Origin of the sequence: Mesorhizobium sp. M8A.F.Ca.ET.161.01.1.1 (assembly GCF_004792105.1) — a bacterium.
In the GTDB taxonomy this organism is placed as follows: Bacteria; Pseudomonadota; Alphaproteobacteria; order Rhizobiales; family Rhizobiaceae; genus Mesorhizobium.
This window is the reverse complement of sequence record NZ_SRTD01000011.1, coordinates 1-24,586: the sequence shown is the minus strand read 5'-3', so window position 1 is coordinate 24,586 and position 24,586 is coordinate 1. Positions and strand designations below refer to the sequence as shown.

The following is a 24,586-nucleotide window of genomic DNA, read 5'->3' as shown; positions in this document are numbered from 1 at the left end:
AAGGACGGCGGGATGAATTTTCTGGTGACGGGCGGTGCCGGCTTCATCGGTTCGGCGGTATGCCGGCATCTGTGCGCCAATCCGGCCTACCGGGTGACCAATCTCGACAAGCTGACCTATGCGGGCAACCTGGCCTCGCTGCGGCCGATCGAGAATGCCCACAATTACAGCTTCGCCCAGGCCGATATCTGTGACGAAAGGGCGGTGCTCGACATACTGCGCCGCGACGATATCGACATCGTCATGAACCTTGCCGCCGAGAGCCATGTCGACCGCTCGATCGATGGGCCGGGCGCCTTCATCGAGACCAACATCGTCGGCACCTACAAGATCCTCAACGCCGCGCTCGAATACTGGCGCGGCCTGTCCGATGACAGGAAAGGCCGCTTCCGCTTCCATCACGTCTCCACCGACGAGGTGTTCGGCGACCTGCCTTTCGACGGCGGCATGTTCGTCGAGGAGACGCCCTACGCGCCGTCCTCGCCCTATTCCGCCTCGAAAGCGGCTTCGGACCATCTGGTGCGCGCCTGGCACGAGACCTACGGCCTGCCGGTCGTGCTTTCCAACTGTTCGAACAATTACGGCCCCTATCATTTCCCCGAGAAGCTGATCCCGCTCGTCATCCTCAACGCGCTCGATGAAAAGCCGCTGCCGGTCTATGGCGCCGGCGCCAATGTGCGCGACTGGCTGTTCGTCGAGGATCACGCGCGCGCCCTGGAACTCGTCGCCACGAAGGGGCATCCGGGCGAGAGCTACAATGTCGGCGGCAATTCGGAACGCACCAACCTCGCCGTCGTCGAGACGATCTGCGACCTGCTCGACACCAGGCGTCCGCGCGCCGGCGGCAGGCGCTATCGCGAGCTGATCTCCTTTGTCACCGACCGTCCCGGCCACGACCGCCGCTACGCCATCGATGCTTCCAAGATAAGCCGCGAGCTCGGCTGGACGCCCAGGGAGAATTTCGACAGCGGCCTTGCCAGGACCGTGGATTGGTTCCTCGACAACAAATGGTGGTGGGGGCCGATCCGCGAACAGCGCTATGCTGGCGAAAGACTGGGCGAAGCGCGCAAGGTGGGCGCGTGAGGCTCCTCGTCACCGGACGCGACGGCCAGGTCGCGGCGAGCCTGCTCGAGGCCGGCCAGGCGCGCGCGGGCGTCGAGGTCGTCGCCATCGGCCGCCCGGGCCTCGACCTGGCAAGACCCGATACCGTCATCGACGCCATCACCGCCGCCAAGCCCGACATCGTCGTGTCGACCGCCGCCTATACGGCCGTCGACCAGGCCGAGGACGAGCCCGATCTGGCCTTCGCGGTGAACGCGACGGGCGCGGGCAAGGTGGCCGAGGCCGCGGCGCGGCTCGGCGCTCCAATCATCCATCTTTCGACCGATTATGTCTTCGACGGCAGCGCTCCCCACGCCTATGTCGAGACCGACCCGACGGCGCCGCTCGGTGTCTACGGTGCCTCCAAGCTCGCCGGCGAGCAGGCGGTGGCCGCCGCCAATCCGCGCCACCTGATCCTGCGCACCGCCTGGGTCTACAGCCCGTTCGGAAAGAATTTCGTGAAAACCATGCTGAGGCTCGCCGGCGACCGCGACGAGATTTCGGTGGTATCAGATCAATGGGGAAATCCCACATCCGCACTGGATATCGCCGACGCGATCCTGCATGCGGCCACCACGCTGCACCGCGACAAGGATCTCGCCGCGTTCGGCACCTATCATCTGGCCGGCACGGGCGAGACCAACTGGAGCGGCTTTGCCCGTCATATCCTCGACACAAGCTTGAAGTCTGGTGGTCCCTGGGCGCGGGTACGGGATATCACGACGATGGACTACCCGACCAAGGCGCGCCGCCCCGCCAATTCCCGGCTATCGAGCGCGAAATTCGCGGGCGTTTTTGCATGGACGGCGCCGGACTGGCGGCAGTCGGCGGAAGAGGTGGTGCGCCGGCTGGTGGCGGGCGAGACGAGACAGGCGATGACCGCATGAGCAAGCGTCCTTTGCCTGGGCGTCAGGCTATTGGTGAGAGCGGACCTAGCGCTGGGATAGAGCCCAAGCGAGTTAGAGCACGGGACAGGTCACTTCGCGACCTATACCAAGCCCATAGTGGCAAGGTTTCAGACAAATGGTCGATCTATCTCGAAACATATGACCGAGTTTTCGCGCAATACCGAGGCAGGCCTGTTCGAATTCTGGAAATTGGGGTTCAGAACGGCGGCTCACTTGAGATCTGGCGGCAATATTTCACCAAGGCGGGGATCGTTCTCGGCTGCGATATCAATGTGGCGTGCGGCAATCTGGTTTTTGACGACGATAAAATCGCTGTCATTGTCGGTGATGCAAACACAGACGAGATAGAAGATAATATTACTACGATTTCTAGGGAATTTGATATTATTATAGACGACGGATCGCATACGTCGTCCGACATAATACGTTCGTTCGCTCGCTATTTTCCTCACCTTTCAGAGGGAGGAATGTATATAGCGGAAGATTTGCATTGCAGCTATTGGAAAGAGTTTGAAGGTGGTCTCTATGATCCTCTTTCCTCAATGTCATTTTTCAAACGTCTTCTTGATGTGGTCAATCATGAACATTGGGGGCTGAACCGCAGTCGAATGGAGGCTTTGGCCACCTTCGCCGAAAAACATAAGATTGCCTTCGACGATGCCGCTCTTGCGTCGATCCATTCCGTCGAATTCCTGAACTCACTCTGCATCGTAACGAAGCAACCGATTCGGGAAAACGTCCTTGGGCCGCGCAGGGTGCAAGGTAGGATCGCCATCGCCGATGGGAGCATGATTCCGCTCGACGGCACCGAGAATGAGGCGATCGATCAAGCCGAGAATCCATGGTCTTTGAAGCCGGTCACCATGGAACAAGAAATCGAGACCAACAGAGAGTTGGTTGAGCGGCAGGGAACGCAAATCGAGGCTTTCTCCAGCGAACTGACCGAAATGCGTAAACTTGTTAGGGATTGCGAAGATGAACTTGAACAAGCGAAGGCGCTAATCGTCGCCCGGGTTCAAGAGGCGCAGATTTTAGAAAAAGAATTGGCGGCCATGCAAGAAATGACTGGAGTTTTGCTTGCAGATCGGGAAGATGCGCGCTCTGAGCAAGCTCGGTTGCATGGTGTTCTCGACGCCGTTTATGCAAGCACGTCCTGGCAAATCACAGGGCCATTGCGAGGGCTTGGCAACCGCGCCCGCGCCATCGGTAAGGCGCCCGCCGGAATGCGCCGCATCATGGCTCGCGCCGCTTACCGCTGTTGGCGCAATCTGCCGCTGCCTCTTGGTGCTAAGAGAAAGTTGAAGAGCACGGTTTTCTCGAGGTTTCCCTCGCTGTTTGGCATGACGAACGCCTATCGCGCCTGGAGAAGCCTTGAGACGCCCGATGCTTCCCCGGGCGGCGCAGGCTCGCAGGCAGTTTTGTTCAGGTCTGGCCCGAGTCTCGCACCAGAACCGGTCTACCTGCCGCGTATCGAGGCCCCGCCATTGCTTCAAAAGCCGGTGCGGGTGATCGCATTCTACTTGCCACAATTCCACCCGATACCGGAAAATGATGAATGGTGGGGACAGGGCTTTACTGAGTGGACCAATGTCAGGCCCGCTCAGCCGCAGTTTGTCGGCCATCACCAGCCGCATGTGCCGGATGCGCTTGGCTACTATGATTTGCGCGATACCGCGATCCAGCGTCACCAGATCGAACTGGCGAAGCTCTATGGCGTGGAAGGTTTTTGCTTCTATTTCTATTGGTTTGGCGGCAAGCGGCTCCTGGAAACGCCGCTCGAAAACTGGCTTGAGGACAAGAGCCTCGATATGCCGTTCTGTCTCTGCTGGGCCAATGAAAACTGGTCACGCCGCTGGGATGGCATGGATCAGGAAATACTTATCGGCCAAGACCACTCTCCTCAGGATGATCTGGCTTTTATCGCCGAAGTGGCGCCATACCTTCGCGACTCTCGCTACATCCGCATCGACGGCAAGCCGCTGCTCCTTGTGTACCGCCCAAGCTTGCTTCCGGCGGCGGCGGACACAGCCCGGCGTTGGCGGACATGGTGCCGGGAGAACGGCATCGGCGAAATTTTCCTCGCCTATACCCAGTCCTTCGAATCCGTGTCCCCCGACCGCTACGGTTTCGATGCTGCTGTCGAATTTCCGCCAAACAATTCTGCGCCGCCAAACATCACACACACCGTGATGCCGCTTCACGAGAATTTTGCCGCAACCGTCTACGACTGGTCGGTTTTCCTGCGGCGCAGCGAGAATTATCCGTCCCGCAAATACAAGCTTTTCCGAACGGTTTGCCCCGGCTGGGACAACACGGCGCGCCGCAAGCGCGGTGGCACTGTCTTCATCAACAACACCCCCGTGCTCTATCGCAAATGGCTCGACAACGCCATCAGGGATACACTGGCTCACGTCAAAGAGCCGTCCGAGCGGCTGGTCTTCGTCAATGCCTGGAATGAGTGGGCGGAAGGCGCGCACCTGGAGCCCGATACTGCAAACGGCTATGCCTATCTCCAGGCGACCCGCGACGCTTTGGAGACGGCGGGCGGGAAATGCAAACCCCGCATAGTGATTGTATCCCACGACGCCCATCCGCACGGCGCGCAACTGCTGGCACTAAACTTGGCCAAGGGATTCAAGCAACTCGGTTTCGATCCAGATCTCGTTGTGCTGGGAGACGGACCACTGCTCGGTCGCTTCGCAGAAAGCGCAACCGTGCACAGGATCAACTTGCCCGGGCGAGACGATGCCGATGCGTTCAATCGCCTGACCGCCATCAGGAACGGCGGCGCGGAAGTGGCAATCGTGAACACCACCGTATCCGGCAAGCTCGTTACGCTGTTGAAGCGTGCGGGGTTCCGCACGGTGTGCCTCGTTCACGAGCTACCCGGAATATTGACGTCCTACGGCCTCGCCGATGCCGCCACGGCCGTCGCCGATAGCGCCGACACTGTCGTTTTCCCAGCCGAGATCGTGAAAGCCGGATTTGAAGAATTTGTTGGCCGGCCGGTCAGCCAGTCAGTCGTCAGGCCACAAGGCCTCTATTTGCGCATGCTCTATCACGCTGTCGACCGTCAACGGGTCCGCGAGGCGGTCCGCGCCAAATTGCAGCTGTCGACAAATGCCACCATCATCTTGTGCGCGGGCTATGCCGACCATCGGAAGGGCCTCGATCTTTTCGTCGATGTTTGCCTCACTGTGATGAGGTCCAAGCCGGATGTGGTTGCTGTCTGGGTCGGCCACGTCGATCGCGTCTTTCACGCCAAGCAAATGCAACGTGTGAGGGAAGCTGCACTCGAACACCGCTTCGTCTTTGCGGGATTGGTCGAAAATCCGCAGGAATACTATTTCGCGGCAGATATCTACGCCTTGACCTCGCGTGAAGATCCATTCCCCTCAGTGGTGCTTGAGGCGCTTGATGCCACGGTCCCGGTCGTTGCCTTCGAAGGCGCCGGCGGCTTCCAGGACTTGCTGAAGCGTGATTGCGGAATTCTTGTGCCGGCATTCGACACCGGGGCCATGGCCGCTGCCGTCAGTAGTCTGCTCGATGATCCGGACAAGGCTCGAAGTCTGGCAGGCGTGGGCCGTGATATTGTCCGCCAGGAATTCAGCTTTAGCCACTACCTGCACGACTTGATGATTTACGCGGAAAGGCCATTGCCGCGGGTATCGGTCATCTTGCCGAACTACAACTACGCCCGATATCTGGGCGCGCGCCTGAACTCGATCGCCGATCAGACGACAAGGCCCTACGAGCTGATCGTGCTTGACGATGCTTCGACGGACGAAAGTGTCCAGGTCATCGAGCAGTTTCTGGCCGACTGCGACATTCCGTGCAGGCTGGTTGTGAATGCGCAGAATTCGGGCTCGGTCTTCCGTCAATGGATGCGCGGGGTCGAAATGGCGCGCGGCGACTACGTCTGGATCGCGGAGGCCGACGATCTTGCCGATCCCGGATTTCTGGCCGAGCTTCTGCCCGCCTTCGAGCGCGACGAAGTCGTCATGAGCTACTGCCAGTCGCGCCAGATAGACGGCGCCGGCCGCGTCTTGTCGGAGCACTATCTCGACTATGTCTCCGACATCGACCGCTCTCGCTGGACGAGACCCTACGTCGTGGATGGCCACCAGGAGATCGCCGAGGCGCTTTACCTCAAGAACACCATTCCAAACGTCAGTGGCGTTTTGTTTCGAAGGGAGAGGCTCAGGGATACCTTGGCAAAACACAGCGAAGAGATCGCGTCTTTGCGCAACGCCGGCGACTGGGTGACATATTTGCGTCTGCTTGAGAATGGTTCGATCGCTTTTTCGCCGCGTTCGCTCAATTCCCACCGTCGGCATCAATCGAGCGTGACCATAGGGAATTTCGATCTTAGGCATCTACGTGAGATTGAGCAGGTGCAAGCGGAAACAATACGAAGCCACGACCTTGGGCCTCTCGCGACGGAGCGAGCACGTATGTACCAACGGGAACTTAGTGAAAGATTTGGCATCCCGGTTCATGAATGAAGATGTTGTAGACTCTTGAGCATACATCTCTGTAGAGAACCAAGGAGATTTTAGTGAGGGTTCTTTTCCTCGGAGCACCAATAGCTCCGCACCCAGATCCGCAGATTGCTTTTGAAGATAAATTTGAAGTTGTTGGATACAACACCGGAAATCTTCTGATAGGGCAGTCTCTTTTCGAAGAGCTTCGCTTTGAAGAATTCGGGCAAGGGTTGGCGTACTCCCCACATGAGGTAAATGAACGTTTCGACATTATAGCTATTGCTGCTGCAAATTTCATCTACAAAGACTTTGATTTGTCTTACTTGTCCGACTTTATCGAACCAACAAAGTTGCCGTGCGTGGTCGCTGGCCTTGGTGCCCAAGCGCCAGCGATTGGCAACAAAGTCACAGATATTCCCGAGGGTAGTAAGCGCTTCCTTCGTGTCATATCCGAACGCAGCAAGACCGTGGGCGTTCGCGGCCATTTTACCGCTGAAGTCATGAATGATTTCGGGATAAAAAACGTTACAGAGATCGGATGCCCAAGTCTGTTTCGTAAGCTGCGTCGTGACTTGAAAATAAAGAGGCCGAGAACAGGCGCCAAGCTGAAAATTGCGGTGAACGGATCGCGAAACGTATTTGTGCATTCGGGAGATCCTGAGGCCGCCCGACGCGTTGAGGCTGACCTTTTAAAAGTATCTATTGACAATCATTATCCCTACGTTCTTCAGAACGAAGAGCTAGAAATGAGAATGTTACTATCCAGGGATAAGCCTGAAATTGATTTCGAGAACGCTCAGGCGGTGCTCAATGAGATGAATATGGATGTTGAGCCGTTAAGGTATACAAAGCACATTAAAAAGAATGCAAAGGTGTTCTTCGATTTGGCACAATGGGATAAGTTTATATCAAAGGTAGATTATTCGATAGGGACACGTTTTCACGGAAACTTGATTGCGCTAACCAACGGTGTTCCCGCAACTATTATATCCCATGACTCGAGAACGACGGAAATGGCGGAACTCATGAGCATCCCGCACGTCCCGGTTGGTAAAGTGAGACGATTGGATGTCCACCATCTTGCACAGGTCGGTGACTATGATGGTTTTCAGCGCAATTACACCGTTCTATATGATCGTTTTGCCCAATTCCTTTTGGAAAATGGGATCAGCCACAGGCTGGAGCAGCACAGCGCAATCGGTGCTCCTTCTCGGTTATATAACCTGGTATCCGGTTTGCGACTTCATTTTGGAAAATACTGATGGTGCACTATGAATTCTGATTCTCAGCCAGTTTATCGTCGAGCCGGTTACTGCCCTATCTGTGAATCTGACGTCGAGTTTTCTTCCCAATACCAATGGTATCGCGATCATCTGCTCTGCTCCAGGTGCGGATCGATCCCACGCGAGCGAGCTTTGGCTCTTGCGCTCACGCGATATATCCCTCATTGGCGCCACCTCGCTATTCATGAATCGTCCCCCACCCTTCGGGGAATTTCCCCGAAGTTGAGGCGGGAATGTGCTGGGTATGTTGAATCGCAGTACTTCCCCAAGGAACGTCTAGGCTCGAATATCAAGGGCGTCCGAAACGAAAATCTGGAAGCGCAGACGTTTAGTGATGCGGCCTTTGATCTGGTTGTAACGCTTGATGTAATGGAGCATGTGAATATGCCGGACCGGGTGACAAAGGAGGTTTTCCGGACCTTGAAACCCGGCGGAGCGTATCTTTTCACTGTTCCCACCTACAAGGGCAAGAGTGACAGTGAGCGCCGTGCGCTCTATAGGCTGGACGGAACGATTCAGTACACCAGCGAGCCGGAGTATCATGGAAATCCCGTAAGCGACGCTGGTTCGCTCGTAACGTTCCACTATGGCTATGACCTGCCGGAACTAATCCACCAGTGGTCAGGGATGGATGTCGAGGTGTATCGTTTTCATGATCATCGGCACGGCATAATAGGCGAATTCGCCGAGGTATATTTGGCCCACAAGCGCGCCCGCTAGAGCTTGCCTGCTGATTCGGGATCCATATCCCGCGGCTTCGAAGTTGTTTTTCGCATTCGGTCGGGGAGAACAGTTCGGCAATTGAACAGTAGGGATTCCATAGGGTTTGATTGTTCGCTCCGATTTGGCACGCAGAGGTCCTTGGTCTTTGAGGAGGCGTTCCTGATTAAGTTGAGTCGAAGATGAGTGGACGGCCGCAAGTTGCGCTTCGCGCCAGTCGCTCGGCTGCTGGGATCGAGAGCCGGCATTAGACCGCACGTCCCTTCAACAATCCGCTGAAGCTACTCGGCGACATTAGTCGCCTGCATGCGAAAGCGCTTAAGCTGGTCGTGGGAGGGTAGGGCGTTTTTCCCAGGCCATGCCGGGTCGTTCGATATAACGGTAGCTTAGCAACGACAATGGTATCAACGCCGCAAGAGTAGCCATCACTGAGCCGACGAGCGGCAAGGATACTCCACCGAAGAATGCATAGATTGTCCGGTACAGGCCTAGGCGATCCAGGATGACGATGACGACCGGATGCCAGAGGTAAATGCTGAAACTAGCGTTGCCGAACAACTTTGCGGCGGGATTCACAAACCATCTTTGCGGATACAGAGAGACTCCAACGACGGCGCCTGCCAACGTCGTGGCCCAGGCGGTTCTGACGCCTGCACCGCTGCTCGTGCCCAGAATCGTTTCGAAGAAGACTGCTATCTGGCTCGAGAAACAGATCAGGCCAGCGATTGTCAGAAGGCTGGCAGCAAAGACTAGTCGGCCAATGAGCGGCGAAGCCCGACGAAGCCTCAGCCAAACGTGATACCCCGCTATCCCTGCCGCGAAGTAGAACAAATGAGCCATCAATGAGAAGGAGCCAAAAAGCGCTAACCCGCCCTTTGTTCCTTGGAATGCCAACGCCCAGTTAGCTGCCAAGAATACTGTTACCGCAAGAAATACCACAGAACGAGCAAGTCCCGTAATGGCGAAAACGAGCAGCGGAAAAATGGCATAGAACGCCATTTCGACGCCGATGGACCATGACGCCATAACGAATCCTGTGACGTGGTTGGGAACAAAGTTGAAGACGAACAACGCCGAGCTGGCGAATTGGGAAAGAGGGATCGTGGTCCCCCACATTGCCAAGCAGAACGGGATGTAGAACAGCATCATGAAGTAGAAGAGGGGCGCGATGCGCAGGAAACGCCGAAGGTAAAAATTTCGCAGTTCCTGCCTCGTCTCGATCTTCCCACTGTATCCGACAAAGAGGCCGAACGCGCTGACTATGTAAAACAGCGGCACTCCGTTGCCAAAATGCGTCGGCACAAACCACAGATAGCTGGGAATCTGCAGTTTCGGAAGTTCGATCAGATGAAGAAGGACGATCGATAGCGCTGCGTAGCAACGCATTGCCAAGAGTCCAGGGAGCTCAATTCGTAGATTAGACGCCTTTGCATCTCTCTCCTTGTCGATCTCGAAGCCCATCCTGCCTCCAGCACTATTTCTCACTGGTTGGTCGTCCTTTTAAGAGCCTGCTGGTTCGCGTAGCTTGATGTCTCGCCGAGCCGTATCAATGCGATGTCGTCCTGGATTTCCACGCTGCCTGGCGCCGGCCACACGGGCATCGCCGAAAGATGAGCAATTGTTTTGTCGATTTGAGCCGGGGTCGAGCCTGTCAAATTGGAATAGCCGAGCAACCTCATGTAGTAGGCGATCCGCCAGGAATTGCCCCCGTCCCATTCGAAGAAAGAATGACCCACTGTCGAGTCGGGGGGCCTCGGATAGTTGGTCACAAATGGCTGCGAGCCGAACACACTTAAAGCATAGGTGCGCCTTGCGTCAAAACCCGGCGTGGCCGCCAGTCTGTCGTAGACGGCTCCGGCAAGCAGGGTGTCGTGCTTGTCAACCAGATAGTTGGATGTCTGACGATAATTCTGGATGATCTGTATCTGGAAAAGCGCTACCGCTATCAACATGGCCGAGGCTGCACTGGCTTTGGAATTTCTGCTCGTCACCGCCACATAAGCAAACAGCCATACCGCAATTGGCACCCCGACCAGGCTCCTGACGGGCATGCTGCCCGCCGCGAGGAAGTGAAAGCCGAAGGGAACGAGCAACGAAACGAAGGCTACTGCCGACAATAGCAATTTCGTGTGTGGCAATTCCTTCAGGAGTGTCCAACCACCCAAGACTAACAAGAGCGGGATTGGCCACAATGCGACGCCATAGATACGCTTATCCAGACCATAGACGCTACCCATCGCCTCAAGCACGCGCCCAATGACAGTAGCCGGATGTTGAAACATAAAGCCCGGCTGGGAAAGTGAGTCGAAATACTCGTTTTGGCCGGGGACGAACGACCTGAAGAGGGCGTTGCCGATGATATAGAACACTATAGAACCGGCCAGCAGAATGCCGATCCGAAACAGGTTCCTAGGCGCCGAGTTATTGCTATCGGCGCGGGCTTGCAGAACTGAGATCGCTATACCCATCACCAGAATTGCCGGCGCGAAACTCTGATAGATCGAGATTGCGAAGGCTGCGGTTGCCACGGCACCGAGAAAGCGTGCGCTGTGCAGCGAAACGTCCTCCTTGGCGATCAGCCAAAGCGCAACGGCGGCTGCGAATAGACCGATCCCGATAGCGGCAATGTTCGAATAAAACTCGACAATGAAGAACCATGAGGGGAAACTGCAGAAGATTATAAAGGATGCATACTCCGCTATGGAAAGCTCATGTTTATTGATAGCGTCCATGACGAGAAGATACGCGGCTACGCAGCCGGCACCAAAGACGGCCGGCGCAAAAAAAGGCATGATCGGGTTAGGAATAAGGAATCTCTCAATCAGATATGCGCCCCAGCGCCCCTGATAGATCCAGATCGACGAGTCGGTCCTGAAGGCGGTCACCTCTTCATCTATGGATAGAGGGAATGAGGCCAGTTCAGAAAAATACATCGCGACAAAAATCGCAAAAAGATTGATGGCCGATGGTATTGCGGTGGGTCGGGTCAGCATGATCTGCGCAGTATCCATCGAGAAATCAGGAAATTGAGGGCGGTTGTAACTGCCAGGGTGACGAAGAATGCCGCTGCGGTGCTTTTCAGGGCGCTCTCGATCACCTTGAGGGTTGCCAACCCGATCACGAATACGATGGTGATCGAGCCGCCGATCGCCACTCGGTCCGCGAGGCCTGTACGGCCCCCGGGAAAGACGCGATCGGGATAAAACACCATCACGAACACCAGGCCCGCTAGCCAGGCGATCCCATAAGACAGACTCGAAGGGAGCATGGTGAGACCGGCGAAATATATAAGGCTGGTCAGCGCGGTGTTGAGCCCTCCGGCGACAAGGAAGCGGACAGCATCTCCGCCAATACGATCAGCGGCCATCCTGACGGACCGTATCCAGGAAATCCGCGTAATCCCTGATGTAGTCGTTAGCTTCGTAGGGGTGCGAAGCCATGACCAGCAGGACCGTATCTGGCTGAAATTTGTACTGAATTCCCCAGATCCCTGGCGGAATGTAGAGGCCGATCGACGGTTCGGTTAACGAAACCTCCTTTCTGTCATGGCCATCGTCCATGACAACCGAAAGCCGGCCATGAGCCGCGATGAGGAACTGATGGCACTTGTGATGCGCGTGTTCACCCCTGACTTTATCCGACGGCACGCCATAAACCAGGAATGAGCGGATCGGATTGAACGGCAGGTTCGAACCGAATTCCAGCGGCGCGAGTTCGCCCCGCAAGTCGCTGAAATGCGGCAGCCGCCAGAGTTCGCTGCCGCCGACCCCAAGCGACATTTTCTCGCCGACTGCACCTGGGGAGGTCTGCGTCAGCGCCGGCACGATTTGCGGACCGGTCTGGTAGCCCACGATCACGGCCGGATTTCCGACCACAACGGCATTGGCGGGCACGTTCTTGGTCACCACGGCGCCGGCCCCGATCATCGCATCGCGGCCAACAATGATGCCGGGCAGGATCGTCGCGTTGGCGCCGATCGACGCCCCGTCTTCGACCGTCGTCAGCGGAAATTTCTCGGGATATTGCTTGGAGCGCGGGAAGCGATCGTTGGTGAAGGTCGCATTCGGGCCGACAAACACACGGTTGCCGAGGCGTATTCCGTCCCACAACTGGACTCCGCTTTTGATGGTCACATCATCGCCGACGATCACGTCGTTCTCGATGAAGACCTGATCGCAGATGTTGCAGTTGGAGCCAATCGTAGCGCCAGGGAGCACGTGGGCGAAAGCCCAGATGCGTGTCCCGTCCCCTACACGGGTGCTTTCGCAGATGCCACGCTCATGGACGAAAAATGGCTTGGCGGTCATTTGGCGGTTCCGTCAACGATGCGGCTGATGATCCTGAGGGGGCGCGACTTGGTGTTTTCAACTGCCCGCCAGAGATAACAGCCAAGAATGCCCTGAACCAGGAGACTAGCCGACCCGAAACTGGTGATCAGCAGCACTTGCGTCGTGTAACCGGCGGGGTCGATGTTGCCAAGCAGGCGAGCAATCACGGTAATGGCTGCAAACAGAAGGCTTAGCACACAGCCTGCAAAACCTACCCACAGCGTGAGCATGATCGGAAAATCGGAGAACGAGAAAATGCTGTCCATCATGTATCGGAACCGCCGTGCCATGTCCCAGGCGCTTGTTCCGTGCTCTCGTTCGCGCCGGCGGTAGGGCACGAATTCCCGCCTGAAACCGACCCAGAACAGTTGCACCACGAGCGAACTGTTCGGCTCTTCGATCGACAGGATCGCTTGCAGCACCTGCCGGTTGCAGGCGAAGATATCGACGCCGCCACTCGGCATGCTGGGCAGGACCAGCCTGCGGTAGGCGCCCCAGAACGCCCTGGACAGAAATTTGGTCAGCGGAGGATCACTACGTCCGACCCGCTGACCAAACACCACGTCCGCCTCATCCTTTTGCAGTTTGGAAAAGAATTCGACGATCAGCTCTGGCGGTTCCTGCAGATCCGCGGCCATGGCGGCGACCTGGTCGCCTGACGCATGTTCAAGCCCGGTCCGAATGGCGGTGAACGAACCAAAGTTCCGGCTATGGAAGATGATCTTGTAATCGTAGCCCGAGCCCTTCAATTCCTTTACCAGCAGAGGACCGGATTCATCAGGCGATCCGTCGACAATAAAGACGAACTCGATGTCGCCTTGGTATCTGGAATGAAAATTGGCGACCGCCTGCAGAAGCGAGGGTATGTTCGCCTGGTTCCGGTAGATCGGAAAAACGATCGAGCGTGTCGTCACCTTGCTTCCCATTCATTCAAGGCCAGGCATACTCTTTCCACTTCGTTTTCGGTCATGTCCGGATAGCACGGGACGGAACAGAGGCGGTTGACGCTGACTCTTGAAACGGTGAGGTTTTCCATTCCTTTCATGGGCAGTTCGGCCCAGCCGACCTGGTCGCAATCCAATACAGGATAGTGGATATCGGTGTCGACGCCATGCTCTTTCATGAATGTTCGGAATGAATCCCGGTCGTCGCACAGCGCAACGGCGAGGTGCGCGACAGCGCCATCTCCTCCTTCCACAAACTGCAATCTACGCCCGGCGACCGATTTGTACCGATCGAGGATGGCGCGCCGTTGTCCATTGCGATCACCTACGTCGCCGAGCAAAACGTCCAATATCGCGGCCTGAACCTCATCCATACGAGAGTTGCGGCCGTTGGGCACGCCGACGTGATATTTTGAGCTCCAGCCATATTGCTGCAACTGCCGTATGTGCGCGGCGGCGCCCACGTCGGAAGTGAGAACGGCGCCGCCATCACCCATGGCCCCGAGATTCTTGGTCGGGTAGAAGCTGAATGTGGAAATATCGCCCAGCGACCCCGCCACATTGCCGCCGATCCTTGCTCCGTGTGCTTGTGCGCAGTCTTCCACAATTGGAATGTGCGACAGGCCAGCATCGGCGAGTCCGGCTCTGATGGCCCGAACGTCGACTGTGCCGCCATAGAGGTGAGTAACGACGATGGCAGCGGTGTCTGCGTTGGCTGCTTTGAGCGCCGACTGAAGGTCCATGAGCTGGCTGGCCGGCTCAATGTCGACATAGTGTGGAATAAGGTCGTTGTGCCAACATGCGCAACTGGCATAGCCGCCAGCATTTGCCACCACGAGAACCTCGCGCCCGCGCTGGCCGTTTCGCTTGGCGACAGCGGCCAATGCAAGTTCGAGCGCATCAGTGCCGTTGGCGACGAGGACGCATTCCGAAACACCTATGAACCTTGCAAAATTTGTTGCAAACTTCCTGCCCATCATGCCGTTGAGCCACCATCCCGAACGCAAGGTGTTGGTCACCTCACGCTCTAGCTCGACCTGATGGCGTCGATACAGGCGCTTCAGATCATTCATCGGAACAGAGTCTTGTTTCGTCATTGGCAACTCATCTGCTTAAGCTTACTTCATTTGAAAGTTGTTCGCAGGGCGGAACGTTTAGCAAGCTCAAGAGGCGGCATTCCAAAAGAGAATTTGGCGCATCTAAGATTTGGCCGACGTTCCGACCCTCTTTATCGGTTTGGTCGTGAAGGATTCCACCCTTCCATTCTTAAGCGTCATTTTTTCGTGCACACGCTTTCGAGCAGGCTTTCATTGTGAGTCGCCAGGACGATGATGCCAGCCTTTTCTGCCAGCTCATCCATGCGTCGTTTGGCTTTTGCCTGAAACGCGGCGTCGCCGGCGCCGATCCACTCGTCCATCAGCAGAATTTCTGGGTCGAGTGTTGTTGCCGCCGAGAAGGCGAGACGGGCGGCCATGCCTTGGCTGTACGTTTTGAACGGGACATCAATAAAGTCGCCAAGTTCGCTGAAGGCGATGATCTCCTCCATTTTTTCCTGGATCTCGGCCTCCGTCCAACCGCTGATCAGGCCTCTCAGAACAATATTTCGCCGTCCCGTCGCCTCGGGACGAAATCCTATGTTGATGTTGAACAAGGCATCGACTTTGCCTTCAATGGATACCGTACCGCCGGACGGCTGATAGATGCCGTACAGCACCTTGAGCAGTGTCGTCTTGCCGGCCCCATTTGGGCCGACCAAACCCAGCCGATCGCCCGCTTTGAGTTCGAAGCTGACGTCTTCGAGCGCTTGTACGACCTGTTTGCCTCCGGAGCTTCCGATCTTGCCTCCAAGACCATCCAAGCGCCGGTCGGGCGCCGAAAGCGTCAACTTCTCATAGAGACGATAGGAGAGACTGACATTGTTTAGCTTGACGGAAATCATTCGGAGCTCAGATCAGGAAAACGACGCGCTTGCGATATCTGCCCAGCAACAGCAACGCAATCGCCCAGAAAGCCAAGGAGATGTAGGCAGTGACAGCAAAGGCATGCATTGGGAATTCGCCGTTCGCAATTGGCGTGCGCACCACCTCGAGGAAATATGTGAAGGGATTCCAATGAAAGGCGTAGTTCTGTATGCCGCTTTGCCCATGGTAGACCCAGAAAACGGGTGTAAGAAATGTTCCGACACGCATGATGTTGCCGACTATGAACTGAGCGTCGGGAAAGAAAGCACCCAGAAACGCGAAGACAGTTACCATCGCTGGCGTTGCGAGAACGATCAGCAGCAGTCCCGGGACCGACAAAAGCCACTCTGGGCTGACTCCCAAGCCACTCAACAGCAGGACCGCGATGCAACCCACCACCGAATAGAGTGCACGGATGATGCATTGTAGTGTCAGTCGCATTACGTACACAAAAAGTGGCAGCCTCGTGCCTTGAATGAAACTTCCTTCGCGCGAGAACAGAGGCACGCTAAGGCTAATCATTTCCATGAGGTAAAACCAGACAACGAGGCCGATCGATGCATACGCTGTGTAGCCGGTCGAGTCCGTGTCGCTGGTCTTGAAAACGAAGATGAAGGTTCCAATGAATGCCAGATAGTTGACCAGCATCCAAAGCGGGCCAAGCGTCGTGCGCCTGTGCTGGTCGCCGATGTCTTCATGGGCAAGCGCTACCCAGACCCGGTGTAATTTCATCGCTTTTGAGATGTCGTCAAAAGCGCCGTTTAGTGCCGCAATCATAGCTGGGAGTATCGCAATCTGTTGTTTCGGCGCATTATCCTTCGCTGGCCATAGCGAACCACCAAGCCCGTCTCTAATAGACATTTCGACGGGCATATGGCAACGCATTGCGTCGTAGCGAGGTCCAGCGCAGAGTCAACTGCGGCAAAACTGGACATATGCTGACGAGGGTGCGGCGGTTAATGAGCAATATCTAACTGTGGCTTCGCAAATTTTCCGCGAACCGGGCCTCACGCTTCCCAAAGATCACTCGTTCTCCCAAAAAAAACATCTGGCTATGCCCCGCGGCCCGCAGTATGCGATACAGCAGGCGGGGGCCGGAAATGCTACTTGGAAGTGTGACGGTCACGAATGGTTCTCGTGCTGACACTTTGCGGGTAGTCATGCCGACAGCCTGGAGTTTAGTACTGCCTAATGAATACTTCCCTGGAAGCTGTGTTCGGGCTCAGGCCACAGGTGCGGCGCGCCTTCATCATGGTCCAGGACGTGGTCATGGTCCTGGTCGCCGTGGCGCTCAGCCTTGTTCTGTCGCGGTCGGATCTTTCGTTCGGGGCGCTCTCCACGGAGGGCCTTGTCACCTGGGCCGGCATCGTTCTCATCAGCCATCTTCTGTTCAGATATTGCGGCCTCTACACCACGGTCTGGCGCTTCGCCTCGACGCCTGATTTCTTCAACATCCTGAAGAGCTGCGCGATCCTGACATTCGTGCTCTACGCAGTCTCGCTGGTCGTGCGCTTCTTCCAGCCTGTCGCGGGCCTCAACGAGCGCCAGTTCATCGTCTTCCTGCTCGTCTCCTTCACCATCATCTCGGCGCCCCGGCTGTTCTACCGCTTCCTGCGCGACGGCGCGAGCTGGGGCGTCCTGAACGGCAAGGCCGACACGGCGCGCGCCAAACAGGCCCTGTTCGTCGGGCGGCTGAGCGAGGCCGACCTGATCATTCGTTTCACGCGCACGGCGCAGCCCGCCGACCATTCCATCGTCGGCATCATGGCCACCGAGCACGGCGCACCGCTCGGCACGCGCATTCAAGGGGTGCCGGTGGTGGCGACCCGGCCGCGCCTGATCGATGTGCTGGAGGACTATGCGACCGGCACCAAGAGCCTCGATCTCCTGATCTTCGGCAGCGGCGCCGAGCATGAGATCGAGGAATATTCGGAGCTTGTCCGCGTCGCGCGTCACGGCGACATCGGGGTCGTGCAGTTCGCGGGGCTTTCGCAGCTGGGCCAGGAGGGAAAGCTCGTTCTCGACGCCGTCGAGATGGAGACGATCCTGCGCCGCCCGACGGTGGCGTCCGACATCGAGCGCATCGGCGCCTTCGTCGGCGGCAAGCGCGTCCTGGTCACGGGAGGCGCCGGCTCCATCGGCCGAACGCTGGTCAAGCGGTCGCTGGAGCTTGGGGCCGACGCCGTGCTGGTCGCCGACAATTCCGAATTCGGCATCTTCCAGTTGAGCCAGTATATCGACGAGAAGCACCATGACCGCCTCAAGGTCCGCATCGTCGATGTCGCGGACCGGCGCCAGATGACGCGTGTCGTCACCGAGTTCAAACCCGACATCCTCTTCCATGCCGCCGCGTTGAAGCACGTTCCGCTGCTGGAGGAGAACTGGGAATCGGCCATCCAGACCAACGTCTTCGGCACGCTTGTCTGCGCCGAGGTCGCCGCCAGGTGCGGCGTGGCGCAATTCGTCATGGTCTCGAGCGACAAGGCCGTCGATCCGACGTCCGTGCTCGGCATGACCAAGCGGGCCGCCGAACAGATCGTCAGCGCCCTGCATGGAACACCGGCCGGCGAACCGGGCGGGCGCCGCCCCGCCACCAAGTTCATCGCGGTGCGCTTCGGCAACGTCTTCGGCAGCAATGGCTCGGTGGCGACCATATTCCAGGCCCAGATCGAGGCCGGCGGGCCGGTCACCATAACCGACCGACGCATGACGCGCTATTTCATGACGGTCGCCGAGGCCGTCGATCTCGTCATCATGTCGGCGGCCGATGCCGCGTCGCGGCCGGCCGGCCAGGACTACGCCGTCTATATGCTCGACATGGGCAAGCCCGTGCCGATCCTCGAAGTGGCCGAAACGATGATCCGCATGGCGGGAAAAAGCCCCTATACGGACATCCCGATCCGCTTCACGGGCATCCGGCCGGGTGAAAAGCTCCACGAGACCCTTCACGGCGAAGACGAGGAATTGGTCGAGCTCAGCATCGCCAAGATTTTTGGCCTGAGCACCGATGTCGCGCAGTGGTCGGATGTCCAGGCAGCGCTTGCAGCGCTGCAGCAATCCATGAAGAGCCAGGACAAGGCAGCCTCGCTCACCATCCTGGCCGATCTCGACCGCACGACGAAGACAAGGGCGAACGCGCAGCACGACGCGGTCCCGAAGACGGCCGGGCAGGCGAGCTAAAGCAATTCCAGGAAAAGTGCGCAGCGGTTTTCCGTCCGGAATTGCGTGAAGGCAAAGATGAGCAATTCCAGGAAAAGTGCGCAGCGGTTTTCCGTCCGGAATTGCGTGAAGGCAAAGATGAGCAATTCCAGGAAAAGTGCGCAGCGGTTTCCTCGCGCGGCAAGGCGTTTGACATCGGTGGATAAGACAGATCTGCGTATTGCCGTCCTGATGGCCACGAAGGATGGCGCCGCCTTCATCGACGAGCAGCTGCGGTCGCTGCTCGCGCAGTCCCATCCTCTGATCGACCTTTGGATATCCGACGACGGCTCCGTCGATGGCACGGTTGCCATCATCGAAGCCTGGAAGCCCCGTTGGACAAAAGGCCGGATAAATCTCGTGGAGGGCCCGCGGCAGGGCTTTGCCGCCAATTTCCGGTCGATGATCCTCGACCCGCGCATCGATGCGGATTGCTACGCCTTCAGCGACCAGGACGATGTCTGGGAGCCCGACAGGCTGGAAAGCGCCCTTGGCTGGATGCAGTCATTTGACGCGGCGCAACCGCTGATGTCCTGCTCGCGAACCGCGACCATGACCGAAACCGGGAGTCTGGTCGGCCATTCGCCGCTGTTCAGCCGTCCGCCGTCCTTCCGCAACGCGCTCGTCCAGAGCATTGCCGGCGGCAACACCATCCTGCTCAACCGCGCCGCGCGCGATCTGTTGGCCAGGGCCTCCACCCGCACCGGTTTCGTCAGCCACGATTGGTGGGCCTATCTGATTGTCACTGGTGCCGGCGGTGTCGTCCGCTACGATCCGCGGCCACTGGTACGCTACCGCCAGCATGCGGCGAATCTGGTCGGCGCCAATGTATCGTGGCGGGCACGGATCTCGCGGCTCGGCCGCCTGTTCAAGGGCCAGTTCGCGGACTGGACCGATCTCAATCTTGCCGGCCTCGCCGTCAATCGCGATCTCCTTACGAAGGACGCGCTGGCATGCCTCGACCTGTTCGCGAACGGTCGGCAAGGTAGCCTTTTCCAACGCCTGGGCGCGCTGCGCAAAAGCCGCGTCTATCGACAGACTTTTGCCGGGAGCCTTGGGCTCTATCTCGCCTTTGTGCTGGGTCGTATCTGAATATCGTAAGACCGCTTGGCGCGCTTGGTCAGCAAGGCGACCTCATGCTACGTCGACCGGATTGATGGGCTTCGCTCGCGGTTGCCGCGTGAAGCCCTGGCAGGGAGCCCATCGGCCACTCATGACGACAGCCAAGAAAATCTTCGATCTCGCCGGTGCGGCTGTGCTGCTGGTGGCAACCTCTCCCATCCTGTTGCTCGCCATTCTTGCCGTCCGCGCATCATCGCCCGGTCCGGTGATTTTTTCCCAAACGCGGATTGGCCGCGAAGGCGCGCTTTTTCGCTGCCACAAATTAAGGACGATGTACCAGGGGACGCCATCCTTGCCCTCGCACGAAACCCCCGCGAGCGCCGTGACATCGGTTGGAAAGAGCTTGCGGAAATTCAAGCTCGACGAATTGCCGCAGCTCTGGAACGTCCTTTGCGGCGAAATGAGCCTGGTCGGGCCGCGTCCCTGCCTGCCGACCCAGACGGAACTGATCGAATGCCGCAGGCGGCTGGGGGTTTTGCAGGCTCTGCCCGGAATGACGGGCTTGGCCCAGATCAGGGGCATCGACATGTCGAACCCGCGACTTCTGGCCGACACCGATGCCATCTATCTCAGGACCGCGTCGTTCTGGCTCGACCTTCGCATCCTGTTTGGGACACTCTATCGCGGCTGAGCAGGCCTGCTCCGGAAGCAGAGGCCGGTCCTTGGATCAGGGTCAGACAGGAAGCCGGGGCCTTCGGAGCCGCGCCATCTCGGCCAGCCGCTCCAATGTCTCGGTTTCAGGCGCCCAGCCTTCCGAGGCAAGGAGCGAAGGGTCGCATATCTGGGTCGCGGTCAGGCTGTCCCAGAACGTCCGCTTGCCGAGCAGTATGGCGGCCGCCCGCATCGGTCCGGCCGGCATTGTCACCAGGCGCGTCGGTCTCCCGAAACCGCGGCGAAAGGCACCGATGATGGCAGCGACGGAAACCGGCGGCACGTCGCTGGCGGTATAGATCGGACGAAGCGGCTGCGAATGGCAAAGCAGATGCCACACCGCCCCCGCCGCCGATTGCGATGACAGCAGCGAGCGGTTTGCCGTCAGCGCGCCTGTCGGCATCGGCAGAGCCGTATCGGCGAGCCGCATCAGCGTCGCCAGGTTCCCTTTCATGCCGATCCCGTAGACCGGAGGCAGCCGCAATATGGCGGCGTCGGTACGGCCGTGCGAGGCATAGGCGCCCAATACGGCAATTTCTGCTTCGCGTTTCGAGCGCCCGTAGGCGTCCTGCGGTTCGGGGACTGTGTCTTCGTCGATCGTTGCGCTGGCAGGCGCGCCGATCACGGCCCGGATCGAGGAAAGATGGATGAATCGTCCGCTTGCCTGCGCGGCGGCGGCATGCGCCAGGCGCGCGCTCAATTGCGCATTGGCTGCCAGAAAGTCGGCTTCGGTGGCATTGCCCTGGTCATTGTTCAGACCCGCGCAATGGACGATATCCGTAACATCCCTGGTCAGCGCCAGGAAAGCCGGGGCAGGTGCGTCGAACGCCGGCATCGGCATGGCGTCGGCCCCCGCATCAAGTCTCTCCGGCTGGCGGGAGGCGAGGCGAAGCTCGACACCGGCCTGACGAAGCCGATGGACCACCAGGCGGCCGATGAAGCCCGTCGCGCCCGTGACCAGGACTTTCATTGTCTTGCCCGCACCGGTTACTGGACGACTGGCGGGGGGGCCAGGCTTTCCACCGCTGGTGGAAGGGCTTGCCTTTCCACCAGCGGTGGAAGGGCTTGGTCTTCCACCAACGCAGCTTGGCGGCCACAGGCAAGATATGTTCCCGACACCAGGAAGATCATAAAGACCGAGTCCAGAATGTCATGGCCGATCAGGATGCCCGTCATTCCGGCGGTCAGATAGGTGATCACGAGGGCGACGATCATGGTGGCGCCGAACCGCTCGACCGGATCGGCGCTGTCGCGAAGGACCCGGGCGGCATTTCTGGCGGCAACCACGAAGATCGCCGCCAGCGTCACCGCACCCAGGACTCCCGCTTGCACCAAGGCGGTCAGGAAGCCGTTGTGGAAATGATTGAAACCTTCATCCATCCCGAACTGATCCTGAAAACCCTGCTTGATCAAGAGCCGGGTGGCACCCACGCCATGTCCGAAAAATGGCATCTCCCGAAATGCCTTCAGCCCGATATCCCAAAGGGCGACGCGCGATCCCAAAGCTGTCGTGTGGTCACCATGGGTCAGCGCATCCCAGTCCGAGTGCAGAAATGCGACACGCCCCGCTATCGTCTGGGACCCGAAAACCGCGATCGTGGCTGCGAGCGCGGCCAGCAGCAAAAGCACGCGAACGGCATTTCTCCCTCTCAGCTTCTGCTGGTTGATCAGCAGAACCGCGATACCGGTAATCAGCAGTGCCAGCCAGACGATGCGGGTACCGGAGTAGATGATGGCGATCGTTCCGCCGAGTGCAGCGCAGATAAGGGCGATCCTGTATCTCTCTATGCCGGACAGGGCAGCGGCCACGCAGGTCACCACTGCAAGGCAGAGGACCTCAGCGAACACGATCGCATTCCCGGCCCCGCCCTCGGCGCGTATGCCAAGCCGATATTGCTGATAGACCGCCAGCAGCAGCGCTCCAAAACAGGCAGCCATGCTGGCCACCACAATGATGCGGACGAGCGTTGTCTTTTGCGTAATGCTCCAGGTCGAATAGGAGATGGGAAAAAACAGAAAGGTGATCAGCGGAACAAGATGCCGCGCGTCCGTGACGATCGCGTGGTTGACGAGGGACGCCAGGACGTTGCTTGCGCAATAGGCACAGATCGCGATCGTCAGCGCCATCATCGCCCGGTCGACATTGAAGCGTCTTCTCTTCAAGGCGATCAGCAGGACGGACCACAGGCCACCGCCATTGAACACGAAGCTGACCACCGACCCCAGGACCGGGGGAGAAAAGAAACAGAGAATGGAGAAGTAGATATTGATCCGCGAAGGCGTGAACTGCTGCCTTATGAATGAAAGCCGGTTCAATTTTCGGACCTGCTATTCTTGAGAAATTTTATGCGGCACATCATGTTTGGTGAAACCGAATGTGCTCGCTTCGAAATTGCCCATGCTCCATCACGCACTTGCCCGCTCTCGAAAAGCGTATAGCGGCTGGGTCGCTGTTTCGATAGTGCGCCCGGATCGATCGCCGCCGAAATCCGGCAGTTGGGGACCGTTGACTCCTGCAGCGTCCCCGCACAACTCTCTCACAGGCAATATTTTTCCTGCCTTTTCCCGACCGGAGGCCGTACAAGCAGAAATTTCCGGGTTTTGCCACAAGCATGGAAAATTCATTCCCGAACGAACCGCTGCCGGGCTCCTCCTGCATTGTTCTGGGCCGTTACGATCTGCTAGAACGCCCGCACGAAACACTTTGTCCAGAAGCGAAGCTTGAACCGGGCGTAAAAGGCTCGATGTTTTGACGTAGGATCTTCTGTTGCAAGGCACGAGAGAACGCTCACGGTCCATGATATCAGCGCTTACGCATCTGCAGCGGCTTGAAGCCGAGTCCATCCACATATTCCGCGAGGTCGCGGCTGCCTTCACCAAGCCGGTCATGCTTTATTCCGTCGGCAAGGATTCGTCGGTGCTGATGCATCTGGCGATGAAGGCGTTCTATCCGGCCAAGCCGCCATTCCCCTTTCTTCACGTCGACACCACCTGGAAATTTCGCGAGATGATCGCATTTCGCGATCAGATGGCCCAGAAGCTGGGTTTTGACCTTCTGGTTCATGTCAACGAAGACGGCGTGCGCGACAACATCAATCCGTTCGATCACGGTTCGAACACCCACACCCATGTGATGAAGACCGTGGCGTTGCGCCAGGCGCTCGACAAATACGGCTTCGATGCCGCCTTTGGCGGCGCCCGTCGCGACGAGGAAAAGTCGCGCGCCAAGGAGCGCATCTTCTCCTTCCGCAATGCCCAGCATGTGTGGGATCCGAAGAACCAGCGGCCCGAAATGTGGAAGATTTTCAACACGCGTATCGCGCAGGGTGAATCGATCCGCGTCTTCCCCTTGTCGAATTGGACCGAGCTCGACATCTGGCAGTACATTCTGCAGGAAAACATTCCGATCGTGCCGCTCTATTTCGCCAAGCGGCGGCCAGTCGTCGAACGCAATGGCATGTTGATCCTCAAGGACGATGATCGCATGAAGCTGCTCCCGGGCGAGGTCGTGGAGGACCGCCTGGTGCGGTTCCGCACGCTTGGCTGTTATCCGCTGACCGGCGCCATCGAATCCGACGCCGACACACTCGAAGCCATCGTTGGCGAGATGCTGACGGCACGCACGTCCGAACGGCAGGGTCGGCTGATCGACCGCGATGAAGCCGGTTCGATGGAGAAGAAGAAGCGCGAGGGGTATTTCTGACCATGCGCCACATCATGGCAAAGAGCCTCGCTCCAACGGACGGCGTCCGCGACTACCTGGTCGCGCAAGAGAAGAAGTCGCTGCTGCGCTTCCTGACCTGCGGTTCGGTCGATGATGGTAAGTCGACGTTGATCGGTCGGCTGTTGTCCGACACCAAGCAGATTTTCGAGGACCAACTCGCCG

At 58.1% G+C, this 24,586-nt stretch carries 19 protein-coding genes and 1 pseudogene; 10 read left to right on the top strand and 10 right to left on the bottom strand.

From position 1 onward, the window contains the following. Nucleotides 1-12 precede the first annotated feature (12 nt). The 5 genes from rfbB (at nucleotide 13) to EN804_RS23895 (ending at nucleotide 8,496) form a co-directional block, all read left to right on the top strand. Nucleotides 13-1,083 (top strand): dTDP-glucose 4,6-dehydratase, encoded by a 1,071-nt coding sequence (gene rfbB, locus EN804_RS23915; RefSeq protein WP_135921589.1) that lies wholly within the window; start codon nucleotides 13-15, stop codon nucleotides 1,081-1,083. Next, a complete protein-coding gene (gene rfbD / locus EN804_RS23910; protein ID WP_135921528.1) occupies nucleotides 1,080-1,988 on the top strand; it encodes a dTDP-4-dehydrorhamnose reductase in 909 nt (302 codons plus the stop codon). The genes rfbB and rfbD overlap by 4 nt, the downstream gene beginning before the upstream one ends. Beyond that, complete coding sequence (locus tag EN804_RS23905; RefSeq protein ID WP_189524559.1) at nucleotides 1,985-6,514, top strand: glycoside hydrolase family 99-like domain-containing protein; 4,530 nt, start codon at nucleotides 1,985-1,987, stop codon at nucleotides 6,512-6,514. Before rfbD ends, EN804_RS23905 begins: the two co-directional genes overlap by 4 nt. 53 nt (nucleotides 6,515-6,567) lie before the next feature. Further along, complete coding sequence (locus EN804_RS23900; protein ID WP_189524558.1) at nucleotides 6,568-7,755, top strand: polysaccharide pyruvyl transferase family protein; 1,188 nt, start codon at nucleotides 6,568-6,570, stop codon at nucleotides 7,753-7,755. A 153-nt stretch (nucleotides 7,756-7,908) separates the two neighbouring features. After that, on the top strand, nucleotides 7,909-8,496 hold the full coding sequence (locus EN804_RS23895) for a methyltransferase domain-containing protein (protein ID WP_246693476.1): 588 nt from the start codon (nucleotides 7,909-7,911) through the stop codon (nucleotides 8,494-8,496). Nucleotides 8,497-8,814: 318 nt separating this feature from the next. Here EN804_RS23895 and EN804_RS23890 read toward each other — a convergent pair whose 3' ends face one another. From EN804_RS23890 to EN804_RS23855, 8 genes are all read right to left on the bottom strand, one after another. Continuing rightward, complete coding sequence (locus tag EN804_RS23890; protein WP_135921525.1) at nucleotides 8,815-9,957, bottom strand: acyltransferase; 1,143 nt, start codon at nucleotides 9,955-9,957, stop codon at nucleotides 8,815-8,817. Between the two features lie 20 nt (nucleotides 9,958-9,977). Then, the gene (locus EN804_RS23885) at nucleotides 9,978-11,507 is read right to left on the bottom strand and encodes a glucosyltransferase domain-containing protein (protein WP_135881487.1); all 1,530 of its coding nucleotides are present in this window, start codon (nucleotides 11,505-11,507) and stop codon (nucleotides 9,978-9,980) included. Beyond that, on the bottom strand, nucleotides 11,483-11,863 hold the full coding sequence (locus EN804_RS23880; RefSeq protein ID WP_135881486.1) for a hypothetical protein: 381 nt from the start codon (nucleotides 11,861-11,863) through the stop codon (nucleotides 11,483-11,485). Before EN804_RS23880 ends, EN804_RS23885 begins: the two co-directional genes overlap by 25 nt. Next, nucleotides 11,853-12,803, bottom strand: a complete 951-nt coding sequence (locus EN804_RS23875) for a WxcM-like domain-containing protein (protein WP_135881485.1) — start codon at nucleotides 12,801-12,803, stop codon at nucleotides 11,853-11,855. Before EN804_RS23875 ends, EN804_RS23880 begins: the two co-directional genes overlap by 11 nt. Next, a complete protein-coding gene (locus EN804_RS23870) occupies nucleotides 12,800-13,738 on the bottom strand; it encodes a glycosyltransferase family 2 protein (protein ID WP_210237375.1) in 939 nt (312 codons plus the stop codon). Before EN804_RS23870 ends, EN804_RS23875 begins: the two co-directional genes overlap by 4 nt. After that, nucleotides 13,735-14,865: a DegT/DnrJ/EryC1/StrS family aminotransferase gene (locus EN804_RS23865; protein WP_135881483.1), complete on the bottom strand. Its 1,131-nt coding sequence runs from the start codon at nucleotides 14,863-14,865 to the stop codon at nucleotides 13,735-13,737. Before EN804_RS23865 ends, EN804_RS23870 begins: the two co-directional genes overlap by 4 nt. Before the next feature lie 176 nt (nucleotides 14,866-15,041). After that, nucleotides 15,042-15,707, bottom strand: a complete 666-nt coding sequence (locus EN804_RS23860; protein WP_246693475.1) for an ABC transporter ATP-binding protein — start codon at nucleotides 15,705-15,707, stop codon at nucleotides 15,042-15,044. Between the two features lie 7 nt (nucleotides 15,708-15,714). Beyond that, a complete protein-coding gene (locus EN804_RS23855; RefSeq protein WP_246693474.1) occupies nucleotides 15,715-16,602 on the bottom strand; it encodes an ABC transporter permease in 888 nt (295 codons plus the stop codon). Between the two features lie 318 nt (nucleotides 16,603-16,920). Here EN804_RS23855 and EN804_RS23850 point away from each other — a divergent pair, with 318 nt between their 5' ends. From EN804_RS23850 to EN804_RS23835, 3 genes are all read left to right on the top strand, one after another. Then, a complete protein-coding gene (locus tag EN804_RS23850; RefSeq protein WP_245511814.1) occupies nucleotides 16,921-18,909 on the top strand; it encodes a nucleoside-diphosphate sugar epimerase/dehydratase in 1,989 nt (662 codons plus the stop codon). Nucleotides 18,910-19,086: 177 nt separating this feature from the next. After that, nucleotides 19,087-20,019, top strand: coding sequence for a glycosyltransferase family 2 protein (locus tag EN804_RS23840; protein WP_135921524.1), 933 nt, complete (start codon nucleotides 19,087-19,089; stop codon nucleotides 20,017-20,019). A gap of 121 nt (nucleotides 20,020-20,140) precedes the next feature. Further along, nucleotides 20,141-20,680 carry a sugar transferase gene (locus tag EN804_RS23835; protein WP_127279446.1) on the top strand — a complete coding sequence of 180 codons (540 nt, stop codon included), beginning with the start codon at nucleotides 20,141-20,143 and terminating at the stop codon, nucleotides 20,678-20,680. Nucleotides 20,681-20,722: 42 nt separating this feature from the next. On the opposite strand, the gene EN804_RS23830 is transcribed toward EN804_RS23835, so the two are convergent. After that, nucleotides 20,723-21,670, bottom strand: coding sequence for an NAD-dependent epimerase/dehydratase family protein (locus EN804_RS23830; protein ID WP_135921523.1), 948 nt, complete (start codon nucleotides 21,668-21,670; stop codon nucleotides 20,723-20,725). 17 nt (nucleotides 21,671-21,687) lie between these two features. Further along, nucleotides 21,688-23,016 (bottom strand): O-antigen ligase, encoded by a 1,329-nt coding sequence (locus tag EN804_RS23825; protein ID WP_135921522.1) that lies wholly within the window; start codon nucleotides 23,014-23,016, stop codon nucleotides 21,688-21,690. A 481-nt stretch (nucleotides 23,017-23,497) separates the two neighbouring features. Here EN804_RS23825 and cysD point away from each other — a divergent pair, with 481 nt between their 5' ends. Next, nucleotides 23,498-24,403, top strand: coding sequence for a sulfate adenylyltransferase subunit CysD (cysD, locus tag EN804_RS23820; RefSeq protein ID WP_127279443.1), 906 nt, complete (start codon nucleotides 23,498-23,500; stop codon nucleotides 24,401-24,403). A gap of 2 nt (nucleotides 24,404-24,405) precedes the next feature. After that, nucleotides 24,406-24,586, top strand: a pseudogene (cysN, locus tag EN804_RS23815) (sulfate adenylyltransferase subunit CysN); the annotation flags it as partial.